This window comes from Streptomyces sp. NPDC111606 (assembly GCF_055656945.1).
In genome coordinates this window covers 64,692-75,780 of the sequence record NZ_JBVKBY010000015.1, presented here as the reverse complement: position 1 = coordinate 75,780, position 11,089 = coordinate 64,692, and the positions used below count along the sequence as shown (strand labels likewise).

The following is an 11,089-nucleotide window of genomic DNA, read 5'->3' as shown; positions in this document are numbered from 1 at the left end:
AGCGGCTACCCTGGCCCTTAACCCGGGGGCCGTGCTCCCGGTCCGACGACCGTTTCGCTGGAGAGGGGCCCATGCTCCGCGTGCTGATGTTCCTCGTGCCACTGGCGCTCAGCGTGTATGCCTTCATCGACTGCATCAGTACGAAGGAGGACGAGATCCGCCACATGCCCAAGCCGCTGTGGGCCATCCTCGTCCTGGTCTTCCCGCTGGTCGGCTCGATCTCCTGGCTCATCGCAGGCAAGAAGCGCAGCCCTGCGGCCGAGGGCTGGTCCGGTGTCCGGGACAACCGGCGCCGACAGTGGGTCGCGCCCGACGACAATCCGGAGTTCCTGAAGTCCCTCGACGAGGACGACGACGGGACGAAGGACGACAAGCGCAAGCGGGACGAGCCCTGACACGGAGCTGCGGCTCCGCCTACGCCTCGTACAGCTCGCGCAGCTCCCTCAGCCGTGCCAGTTCCCGTGCCGCGGCCGGGCGATTGCCGAGGTCGAGGGCCATCGTGCCGCGGCCGTAGGCGTAGAAGACGTCCTCGCGCGTCTGCGGGTCGAGTCTCCGCACCCTGCGCAGGGCGAAGAAGCAGACGTCCAGGGAGAGCTTCGTCCCCGACAGCCAGTCGCGGGCCGGGGCCGTGAGGCGGTCGCGCAGGACGTCCTTGACGTGGTCCCGCGTCAGACGGTCGGCCTCGTCGGGGCGGGGGACGCCGGGATGGTGCGGGTGATCAGCGAGGTCGTCCGCCCAGTCGGCCAGCGTCCGCACGATCTCGTGGGCCGCATCGAGGTCGCCGGGGTCCGACGCGAGCAACCGCCCCGCCAACTCCCGCGCCTGTCGGCCCCGCTCCTCGTCATCACCGCACGCGGCCACGAAGGCCGCCAGCGCACCGCCTCTCTGACGCAGCTCGGCCACCTGCCAAGCCCACTCCCGCCCCGCCACACAACCTCCCCACCCCGGCACTCCTCGTGATCACCGGGCCCGGCCACACAACACCCGGCGCCCACCGGCCCGCCACCGAATTTCCGCGTCAGCGCAAGGCGGCGGCCTCGCGCGCGAAGGCGTCGAGGGCAGCGAAGTCCGCATCCCGCAGGCCGAGGCGCGCGTCCACGTGCCGGAGCAGCGCGGGGCCGGCATGGCGTGCGGCGACGAAGCGCCGGTCAGGGGCGCCGAGTTCGTCGTCCACCCAGGCGAACGGCCTGCCGTCGGCATGTGCGACGAGGTGGCGGGTCTTCCAGAAGGTGCCGTCCGGCCCCTCGTCGTGCATCGCCGGCCACTCCACCACGGCCAGGTCCGGCAGACCGAGCACCGGCGAGATGAAGGTGTTCGCCTCCGCTCCCCACGTGGTCGCCCACGCCAGGTCGTACAGCTCACCCAGTTCGAGGAGCCTTTGGCCGTGGTCGGCGTTGAGCCACACCCGTAGCGGCCGCACGCGATACGCGGGCGTGTCACCGTGCCGGGCGAGCCGGCCCTCGGGCTTCATCCGGTGGGTCGAGTAGCCGTCAGGGCGGCGCTCGGGCTTCGCGGCGTACGGGTTCAGCGGGCCGTCGACGTCGAGGTAGAGCAGGGGGCGGCGCACGGGTTTGCTCCTCTCGGCGTGAGGGGCGTGGCGGCGAGCGTAGCTCCGGTGCCGGGTCGGGGGCCCTCGCTTTTCGCGGCCGAGCAAACGTCGGCCCGGCTCTGGACGATTCGGCGCGAGGGGGCACGGCAGTTGTTCACCGCGGGCGGCATCCTGCGTACGCCGGACACGGTGACGTGCTTGGCGCCCTTCAACGGGGAGAGCCGGATGGTGCTGCGTCGTTGAGGCGGGTGGGTAGTCATCCCAGGTCGCCACCGCGTCTCCCCCGCAGGAAAGTGAGAGGCATGGAGCTCTTGGATCACGCCACGGCCCGCGCCTGGCTGGCCACCGCCGTCGAGGAAGCGCGCGCCGGGCTCGCCGGGGGCGGTATCCCGATCGGGGCCGCGCTCCATGGCCCGGACGGAGCCGTCCTCGGCCGCGGGCACAACCGGCGCGTGCAGGACGGTGACCCTTCGATGCACGCGGAGACGGCCGCGTTCCGGGCGGCGGGACGGCAGCGGTCGTATCGCGAAACGACCATGGTGACCACGCTCTCGCCCTGCTGGTACTGCTCCGGGCTGGTACGGCAGTTCGGGATCTCCCGCGTCGTCATCGGCGAGGCGGTCACCTTTCACGGCGGGCACGACTGGCTGGCCGAGCACGGCGTGGAGATCGTGCTGCTCGACGACCCCGAGTGCATCGCGATGATGCGCGACTTCATCAGGAACAATCCGGCACTGTGGAACGAGGACATCGGTGAGTGAGCCACGAATTCCGACGGTCGACCTCGGGCCCTGGATCGAGGGCGACGCCCGGGCGCGCGGCGCGATCGCCCGTACCGTCGACAAGGCCCTGCAGACCGCCGGCTTCCTGCTGGTCACCGGGCACGGCGTGGACCCTGCGCTGCGGGGACGGATCCGGGAGGCGGCCCGCGCCTTCTTCGTGCTCCCGGTAGCGGCCAAGCAGGCGTACGAGGCCAAGGTCGGCGGCCGCGGCTGGCTCGGCCCCGGCGCCGAGGCGAACGGCTACGCGGAGGGCACCGAGACCCCGCCGGACCTGAAGGAGTCGCTGACCTTCGCGACGCACGAGCCCTTCGAGGACCCGATCGTCAACGCCGAGTGGTATGCGCCGAACGTCTGGCCGGCCGAGGTCCCCGAACTCCGGGCGCTGTGCGAGGAGTACCTCGCGCGGATGGGCGAGCTGGAGAACCGGCTGCTCTCCCTGCTCGGTGAGGCCCTCGGCCTCGAACCCGACTTCTTCAGCCGGCACATGGCCCACCCGACCTACGGCTTCAACATCAACTGGTATCCGGGAGCGGAGGTGATCGGTGAGCCGGAGCCCGGTCAGTTCCGGATCGGGCCGCACACCGACTTCGGGACCGTGACGATCCTCGACCGGCAGGAGGGGAAGGGCGGCTTGCAGGTCTACACGGACGACGGCGGCTGGGAGGACGCGCCGTTCGATCCGGCGGCGTTCACCATCAACATCGGGGACCTGATGGCCCGTTGGACCGGCGACCGGTGGCGGTCCGGGCGGCATCGCGTCCTGCCGCCGCCCGCCGACGCCCCCACCGAGGAGCTGATGTCCCTCGTCTACTTCGGGGAGTGCACACCCGGCACCCGCGTGGAGTCGGTGCCCGCTCCGGTGGGACGGGTGGCGTACGCGCCGGTGGACTCGCACGTGTATCTGCGGGAGAAGCTGAACTCGATCACCGTCGACCGACCGCCGTCGACCGACGTCAACTGATCATCGTCAACCGGCCGCCGCCCGTTGCTGACCGTCGGATGATCATGGTTGAGTGATCACAACGAGCCGTTTCTGAGAAAGGGTTGCCTCGTTGGGCGGGATACCACCCTTTCGGGTGTGTCCCCCGCCGCGAATGGAGCCGCCCGTGCGAATGACTGACATCCAGCGCTGCGAGGTCCGACCCGGACGACTCGTCGAATGGACGTTCAGTCCGGCGACCGTGGCGACGGCGGCAGACCTCCCGGAGGACTCCCGCCCACCGGCGTACATCCAGGAGTCGCACCTCAGGACCGCCCGATCCGTGCGCGAGGACGGCCTGTTCGTGCCGACCTGGCTCGGTACCGCGTTCGACCTCCCGGGCCGGGCCGACCTCGACGCGCTGGGAGAGGCGCTGCGCAGGTGGACGCTGCGGCACGAGACGCTGCGCAGCGGCTTCCGCTGGTCCGGCCGGCCCGCCGACGAGGTACGCCGGTTCACGCTCGATGCCCACGCCGTGTCCCTGCACCGCACCGAGGTCGGCGACTTCACCGACCCCACGGCCTTGGTACAGCACCTCCAGGACCGCTTCGACGTCACCGCGGACGCGCTGCGCTGGCCCAACCTCATCTACACGGCCGTCCTCCGCGACGACTCCACCAGCGTGTACATGGCCTTCGACCACAGCAACGTCGACGCCCACTCCATCCATCGCATCCCCGCCGAGATCCACGAGCTCTACGCCGCGTGCCTCGCGGGCGCGAGCGTGGAAGGGACGCCGGCCGGCAGCTACGTCGACTTCTGCGAGATCGAGCGGACGGACGCCGACCGGATCGACGACGGTCACGACATCGTCGGCCGCTGGCGCGAGTTCATCCGGCGCTGCGACGGCAGGCTGCCCGACTTCCCCGTCGATCTGGGCCTGGACCCCGAGGGCGGGCTGCCCACCCAGGAGCTGCTGCGCGAGCCGCTCACCGACGCGGACACCGCCGCCGCGTTCGAGGCGTACTGCCGTCCCTACGGCGGCAGTTCGGTCGGCATCCTGGCCGCGACCGCCCTCATCGTCCACGAGATCGGCAGCGCGCCCGTCTACCGCACCGTCGTGCCGTTCCACACCCGAGTGAAGTCCCGGTGGTCCGACTCCGTCGGCTGGTACGTCGGCGGCGCGCCCATCGAAATCCCCATGGAGCAGGCCCACGACCTGCCCAGCGCGCTGCGCACGGTACGCGCGGCGCTGCACGCCAACCGGCACCTGGCCCGTATGCCGCTGGCCCGGGTGCTCCGCCTGCTCGGCGCGGACTTCCGCCCCACGTCACCCGACCTGTACTCGATCGTCTCCTTCGTCGACACCCGCGGCGTCCCCGGCTCCGGCCACTGGGCCGAGCGCAAGGCGTACGGGCTGATCAGGGTGTCGTACGGCGACCAGGTGTGCGCGTGGGTCACGCGGCTGCACGAGGGCCTGTGGTTCGCGAGCCGCTACCCGGACACCGACGTCGCGCAGAAGAACATGCGGCTGTACGTGGAGCGGCTGCGGGACGTCATCGTCTCGACCGCCTCGTAGTTCCGGGGTGGCGCTCAGGAGCCGCCGTCCAGCACCGCGATCAGCGCCTCGAAGCGGGCCCGCCAGCGCTGCTCCGACTCCGTGTCGTCCTGGAACTCGTACGTGAAGCGCAGCGCGGTCCCCGTCTCGCCGTCCCGTTCCAGGTGGAACCGCAGCCTTCCGCCGTCCGCCATCGTGTACTCGGCGACCCGCTCGACGTCCCATGCCGTGACCTGCCCGGATCCGACGTCACGCAGTGTGATCGCGCCGCCGAGCCGGGGTTCCAGGACGTCGGCGGGCGTGAACCAGGCGGCGAGCCCTTCGGGGGTGCCGAGCGTCGGCCAGACCGTCTCCACGGGCTGGGGGAGCCGCACCAGGAAGTGCAGGATGTGCGTGTTCCCGTGGGTCTGGCTGATGCCCTGTTCTACGGAACCGCTCATGACACCAGCCTGACCCCGCCGAGGACGATGCGCACCCGTTACGGGCGCTGACCTGCACGGTCGACGACGGCCCGGTGGACGACGTCCTCGGCCACGTTCCGCAGATCCGTATCCACGCCCTCTACCTGTCCGTACGACAAAGGCCGGTTCCCATGACCTGGGTCACGGGAACCGGCCTTGGCCGCGAGGGACTTACACCCCGGCGTACGAGTGCTTGCCGGAGACGAAGATGTTCACGCCGTAGTAGTTGAACAGCCAGCAGCCGAAGGCGATCAGGGCCAGGTAGGCGGCCTTGCGGCCCTTCCAGCCGGCTGTGGCACGGGCGTGCAGGTAGCAGGCGTAGGCGACCCAGGTGATGAAGGACCAGGTCTCCTTGGGGTCCCAGCCCCAGTAGCGGCCCCAGGCGTCGCCCGCCCAGATGGCGCCCGCGATGATCGTGAAGGTCCACAGCGGGAAGACGGCGGCGTTGACGCGGTAGGAGAACTTGTCGAGGGACGCCGAGGCGGGCAGCCGGTCCAGGACGGAGTTCGCGAAGCGGCCGGGGGTGCCGCCGTTCGCGAGCTTGTTCTCGTAGCTGTCCTTGAAGAGGTAGAGCAGCGTGGACATCGCGCCGACGTAGAAGACCGCGCCGCAGAAGATCGCCGTGGAGACGTGGATGTACAGCCAGTACGAGTGAAGGGCGGGAACCAACTGGTCGCTGGCGGTGTACAAGACAGTGACGGCGAGGCCGAGATCGAGGAGGACCGTGGTGATCAGGAACAGCCCGAGCCAGCGCACGTTCTTCTTCAGCGCGAGCAGCGACAGGTACACCCCGACGGCGACCGTGGAGAAGGTGATGTTGAACTCGTACATGTTGCCCCACGGCGCCCGCTCCACCGACAGAGCCCGAGTGAGCACACCACCGAACTCGATCAGGAAGGCGAGCACGGTGAGGGAGATGGCGATACGCCCGTAGAGGTCGCCCTGCGCGTCCCCACCGTGCGCCCCGGGCCCGTCCGGCACGTCACGCCGACCGGCGGTGGCCCGCACGACGACCTTCGGCCGCTCCAGTACGGCGGTGGAGCCGCCCTTCTTCACGGTGACGGCCGGCGCGGCAGCGGCCTTGGCGGCCTTCGCCGGGGTGAGCGCGGCGGCCGTGCGGCCGACCTTGCTGCGGCTGCCGAGGAGCCATTCGGCGATGTACGCGAAGAAGGCCAGGGTGTAGACGGCCATCGACGAGTAGATCAGCGTGTTGCTGATGTTCGCCAGGTTTTCGTTGGTGGCGGCGGCCAGCTCGGTCGCTGCGGCGAGAGTCACTTGGTGTCAGCCCCTTCGGCGGGTGCGACTTGGGGGTCGGGGGAAGCTTCGGAATCTGCGGGGTCGTCGGCGGCGGCATCGGGTGCGCCCGGCGCCTGCTCGTACAGGATCCCGGCGAGATCGCCGAGCTCCTCGGGCACCTTGGCGGACTCGCTGCGGCCGAGGCCGGCCATCTCGACGACCGTGACGCCGTCGGGGCCGGGGGCTGCCCGCACCCAGACGCGGCGGCGCTGGATGAACAGGGAGGCGGCCAGGCCGAAGATCGCAGCGAGGGAACCGGCGAGCGCCCAGCCGCTACCGGGCTGGCGGGCCACCTGGAAGCCGGCCCACTCCTTGACCTCCTTCTCGAAGGTGATCGAGCCGGCACCGTCCGGGAGCTTCATGGTCTCGCCGGGCTTCAGGTTCTCCCTGAGCTGTGCGCCCTTGGAGTCCTTGAACCCCTTCAGGTTCTTCTTGTTCAGCTGGTACACGCTCTGCGAGAGGCCCGCGTTGACACCGAGGTCGCCGTGGTAGGCCTCCAGGTTCAGCACCGGGTTCAACAGCGCCGGGAACTGCGAGGCGATCTCGTTGCCCTTGACGTAGGAGGGAAGGAAGAAGGCCTGGAAGCCGAGCTGGTCCCACTTGCCCTTGGCATCGCGGTAGCCGTCCATGACCTTGATCGCACCGGTGGAGGTGACGTTGCCGTCGAGAGGCAACAGCGGTACCGCGTCGCTGTAGACGACCTTGCCCTTGCCGTCGCGGACCGTGACGACGGGGGCGTAGCCGTGGCTGACGAGGTAGACCTTCGAGTCGCCGATCTCCAGCGGCTCGTTGACCTTGATGGTGGTCTTCTCGTCCTTGCCGAAGGCCCCCACGCTGTAGGTGACGTCCGCCTTGTAGACACGCGGGGTGCCGCGGTTGGGGCCGGACGGCTCGTAGCTGCCGACGAAGTTCTTCAGGTTGAAGCTGAACGGATCCAGGTCGTCCTGGCTGAAGAGGCTGCCGGACTTGAAGTCGTCGTACTGGGTGAGGGTGTTGGAGAAGCCGTCTCCCTCGACGATCAGCTTGTTGCCCTCGGACTTGTACAACTGGCCCCAGGCGAAGGCGATCAGCATCACGATCAGCGCGATGTGAAAGGCAAGGTTGCCGACCTCGCGCAGATAGCCCTTCTCCGCGGCGACGGCGTCACCGGCGAGGTGGGCCCGGAAGCGGCGCTTCTTCAGCAGCGCGAGCGCCGCCTCGCGGACCTGCTCGGGCTCGGCCTCGGTGCGCCAGGTGGTGTAGGCGGGCAGCCGGGTCAGGCGCCGCGGGGCGCCCGGCGGACGGCCACGGAGCTGGCCGACGAACTGCCAGGTGCGCGGGACGATGCAGCCGATGAGGGAGACGAACAGCAGGATGTAGATCGCGGAGAACCACACCGAGCTGTAGACGTTGAAGAGGCCGAGCTTGTCGTAGATCGGCGCGAGCGTCTCATGTGCCTTGCGGAACTCGGCGACCTTCGTCTCGTCGATGCCGGTCTGCGGGATGAGCGAGCCAGGGATCGCGCCGAGCGACAGCAGCAGAAGCAGCAAAAGCGCGACCCGCATCGAGGTGAGCTGCCGCCAGAACCAGCGGGCCCAGCCGATGACACCGAGGGAGGGGAGGTGGGAGATCTCCTCGACGGGGGCGGTGGAGAGCTGAGAGCCGGCGGTGCCCAGATCCTGGTCGTCGGCGGCCGGGGTCGCGTCGGTTGTCGTCTTGCTCATGGATCAGATCCCCACAGTGAAGCCGTTGGACCAGACCTGCATCTCCTGCACGATGCGGTCCCACGCGCCGGTCAGCAGCAGCACACCGGTCACGATCATCATGGTGCCGCCGATGCGCATTACCCAGACATAGTGGCGCTTGACCCAGGCGAAGGCGCCGAGGGCCTTGCGGAAGGCTACGGCAGCGAGCACGAAGGGGATGCCGAGGCCGAGGCAGTAGGCGACGGTCAGTATGGCGCCGCGGGCGGCACTGGCCTCGTTGATGGCGAGCGTCTGCACGGAGGACAGGGTCGGGCCGATGCACGGCGTCCAGCCGATGCCGAACAGCGCGCCCAGCAGGGGCGCACCGGCGAGTCCGGTGGTCGGCCTGGTGTGGAAGCGGAACTCCCGCTGGGTGAGCCAGGGCATCATCCCCATGAAGAAGACGCCCATGAGGATCATCAGGACGCCGAGAATCTTCGACAGGACGTCCTTGTGCTCCTGAAGGGTCGAGCCCCAGTAGCCGAACAGCGCCCCGCCGGAGACGAACACGACGGTGAAGCCGAGCACGAACAGGGAGGCGCCGGCGACCATGCGTCCGCGGCGGGCCTCGGCCAGGTCGGTGCCGCTGACTCCGGTGACGTACGACAGATAGCCGGGGACGAGAGGCAGGACACACGGGGAGAAGAAGGAGACGAGCCCGCCGAGCATCGCGATCGGCAGCGCCAGCAGCAGGGCACCGTGCAGCACGGTGCCGTTGTACTCCGCGGCGAGGGTGAGCGCTCCGGCCACGTCACTTCTCCGCGAGGACCGGCTCGATCATGCCCCGCAGCGACTCCTCGCTGAGGGGCTGCAGCGCACGCGCCGCGATCTTGCCGTCCCGGTCGATGACGAGGGTGGAGGGGATCAGCTGCGGGTTGAGCGTGCCCTTCTCGAAGCGGAGCATCAGCTTGCCCGTCGGGTCGTACAGGCTCGGGTAGGTGATCCCCTGCTCCTTCTCGAAGGCGAGCGCGGGGGTGGTGCTGGTGTCGCGGGTGTTGATGCCGACGAACTGGACGCCCTGGTCCTTGAGGTCGCTGGACACCTTCTCGAAGTTCTTCGCCTCGAGCCGGCAGGGCGGACACCATGATCCCCACACGTTGACGACGAGGATCTTGCCCTTGTAGTCGGCGGTGGTCAGCTTCTTGTCGTCGACGGTCTTGCCGTCCAGCACGGGCGCCGTGGTGCGCTTGCCCTGCGCGACCGTGTCGATGCCGTTCTTGCCGGTGACGAAGTTGGTGTCACCGCCGCCGCCCGACGTGCCGCCGGAACTGCACGCGGACAGGGTCAGCGCGGTGGCCGCGGCTGTCGCGGTGAGCAGGACGAGACGTCGGCGGTTCGAGCGCTGGGGGGCGCTTGCGGCACTCATGTGAAAAGTTTCGCATGCCCGTTCCGGGGATCTTGCGCACCCCCCTTGCGGGTGGAAAACCGCATTTCAGGCAGCGTTTTGGGTGCTGTTGGAGCTGCCCGCGTCGCCCTTCATGAACGCCTTCCAGCCGCCGGCCGGCTCCTGCCCGACCTCCAGCGTGCGCAACTTGTCCAGAACATCCGGCTTCTGTACGTCCATCCAGTCCACGAACTGCCGGAAGGAGACGAGCCGGACGTCGCCGCCCTTCTCCTTCTCGCGCGCGATGTGCTTGAGGGCCTCCTCGACGGCGTCCATGTAGATGCCGCCGTTCCACTGCTCGAAGTGGTTGCCCACGAAGAAGGGGGCGCGGTTTGTCTCGTATGCCCGCTTGAATCCCTGGATGTACGCCTGTGCGGACTGCTCGCGCCAGGCCGGGTAGTTGTGGCTGGGCGCGTTCGTGGAGTTGATCGACTGATTGGCGAGCATGTTGTAGTCCATGGAGAGGACCTCGAACGAACGGCCGGGGAAAGGTATCTGCTGCAACGGCAGATCCCACAGCCCCTGCTTCTTCGTCGGCCACACCTGACGCCCGCCGGGCGAGGAGGCGTCGTAGCGCCAGCCGAGCTCGCGGGCGGTGGGCAGCAGGTTGTCCTGACCGAGGAGACAGGGCGTGCGACCGCCGACGAGTTCCTTGTCGTAGTCGAAGGGCAGGGAGGGCAGGTCGGTCCACCCGGAGTTCGTACGCCACTCCTTGACGAAGGACTTGGCCTGGTCGATCTCGCTGCGCCACTGCTGCGCGGTCCAGTTGCCGACGGTGCCGTTGCCGCCGCAGAAGTGGCCGTTGAAGTGGGTGCCTATCTCGTGGCCGTCGAGCCAGGCCTGGCGGACACCCTTCAGCGTGGCCTTGATGTGGTCGTCGGTGAGGTAGCCGATGTCGGAGGCGCCGCGCGGGTTGTTCGGCGGGTCGTAGAGCCGCTTCTTCGACTCGGGCAGCAGATAGAGCCCCGAGAGGAAGAAGGTCATGTGCGCCTCGTGCTGCTTGGCGAGGTCGAGGAAGCGCGGGAAGAGACCGTTGCCGACCTCACCGGCACCGTCCCAGGAGAAGACGACGAACTGCGGCGGCTCCTGACCGGGCTCCAGCGGCTCGGGCTTGCCGGGCTGGTTCGGCTGCTTGCCGGTGTACGAGGTGGAGCCGTCACCTATGGGCTTGGCGCGCTGGGTCTGGGTGCCGGGCCGGTTGTCCCCGCCGTCGCCGGAACCTTCACCCTGGTTCGACCCGTCTGACTGCGTGAAGGTGCCGCACCCCGCGAGTCCGAGTGCGGCAGCGGCTCCGGCGCCGAGCCCGAGAATTCCCCTCCGGTTGATGTCGCGCATTGCATTCCCGTCCGTCGCATCCTCTGGTGGTCACCCAGTCAGAGGGCGCGACGAACGGGCAGGTTCCTCCAGATCGCGGAG

12 protein-coding genes are annotated in these 11,089 nt (G+C 69.1%); 4 read left to right on the top strand and 8 right to left on the bottom strand.

Annotated features, from left to right (window positions below; genetic code table 11):
- Positions 1–71 precede the first annotated feature (71 nt).
- Positions 72–395 (top strand): PLD nuclease N-terminal domain-containing protein, encoded by a 324-nt coding sequence (locus ACZ7M7_RS39485; protein ID WP_383610269.1) that lies wholly within the window; start codon positions 72–74, stop codon positions 393–395.
- 19 nt (positions 396–414) lie between these two features.
- Here ACZ7M7_RS39485 and ACZ7M7_RS39480 read toward each other — a convergent pair whose 3' ends face one another.
- Positions 415–903, bottom strand: a complete 489-nt coding sequence (locus ACZ7M7_RS39480) for a hypothetical protein (RefSeq protein WP_451170340.1) — start codon at positions 901–903, stop codon at positions 415–417.
- A gap of 115 nt (positions 904–1,018) precedes the next feature.
- Positions 1,019–1,567 carry a hypothetical protein gene (locus ACZ7M7_RS39475; protein WP_472125623.1) on the bottom strand — a complete coding sequence of 183 codons (549 nt, stop codon included), beginning with the start codon at positions 1,565–1,567 and terminating at the stop codon, positions 1,019–1,021.
- Between the two features lie 284 nt (positions 1,568–1,851).
- Here ACZ7M7_RS39475 and ACZ7M7_RS39470 point away from each other — a divergent pair, with 284 nt between their 5' ends.
- From ACZ7M7_RS39470 to ACZ7M7_RS39460, 3 genes are all read left to right on the top strand, one after another.
- Entirely contained in the window at positions 1,852–2,310 is a 459-nt protein-coding gene (locus tag ACZ7M7_RS39470; RefSeq protein ID WP_472125621.1) for a nucleoside deaminase, read from the top strand.
- Entirely contained in the window at positions 2,303–3,292 is a 990-nt protein-coding gene (locus tag ACZ7M7_RS39465; RefSeq protein ID WP_383610279.1) for an isopenicillin N synthase family dioxygenase, read from the top strand. Before ACZ7M7_RS39470 ends, ACZ7M7_RS39465 begins: the two co-directional genes overlap by 8 nt.
- Before the next feature lie 145 nt (positions 3,293–3,437).
- A complete protein-coding gene (locus tag ACZ7M7_RS39460) occupies positions 3,438–4,829 on the top strand; it encodes a condensation domain-containing protein (RefSeq protein ID WP_472125618.1) in 1,392 nt (463 codons plus the stop codon).
- Positions 4,830–4,843: 14 nt separating this feature from the next.
- On the opposite strand, the gene ACZ7M7_RS39455 is transcribed toward ACZ7M7_RS39460, so the two are convergent.
- The 6 genes from ACZ7M7_RS39455 to ACZ7M7_RS39430 form a co-directional block, all read right to left on the bottom strand.
- A complete protein-coding gene (locus tag ACZ7M7_RS39455) occupies positions 4,844–5,248 on the bottom strand; it encodes an SRPBCC domain-containing protein (RefSeq protein ID WP_472125614.1) in 405 nt (134 codons plus the stop codon).
- 192 nt (positions 5,249–5,440) lie between these two features.
- Positions 5,441–6,544: a c-type cytochrome biogenesis protein CcsB gene (ccsB, locus tag ACZ7M7_RS39450; RefSeq protein WP_472125611.1), complete on the bottom strand. Its 1,104-nt coding sequence runs from the start codon at positions 6,542–6,544 to the stop codon at positions 5,441–5,443.
- Entirely contained in the window at positions 6,541–8,268 is a 1,728-nt protein-coding gene (gene resB, locus ACZ7M7_RS39445; protein WP_472125609.1) for a cytochrome c biogenesis protein ResB, read from the bottom strand. The genes ccsB and resB overlap by 4 nt, the downstream gene beginning before the upstream one ends.
- 3 nt (positions 8,269–8,271) lie before the next feature.
- Positions 8,272–9,039 (bottom strand): cytochrome c biogenesis CcdA family protein, encoded by a 768-nt coding sequence (locus tag ACZ7M7_RS39440; RefSeq protein WP_328880046.1) that lies wholly within the window; start codon positions 9,037–9,039, stop codon positions 8,272–8,274.
- A gap of 1 nt (position 9,040) precedes the next feature.
- Entirely contained in the window at positions 9,041–9,655 is a 615-nt protein-coding gene (locus ACZ7M7_RS39435) for a TlpA family protein disulfide reductase (protein WP_472125606.1), read from the bottom strand.
- Positions 9,656–9,721: 66 nt separating this feature from the next.
- Positions 9,722–11,008, bottom strand: a complete 1,287-nt coding sequence (locus tag ACZ7M7_RS39430) for a polysaccharide deacetylase family protein (RefSeq protein WP_472125602.1) — start codon at positions 11,006–11,008, stop codon at positions 9,722–9,724.
- Positions 11,009–11,089: the final 81 nt, after the last annotated feature.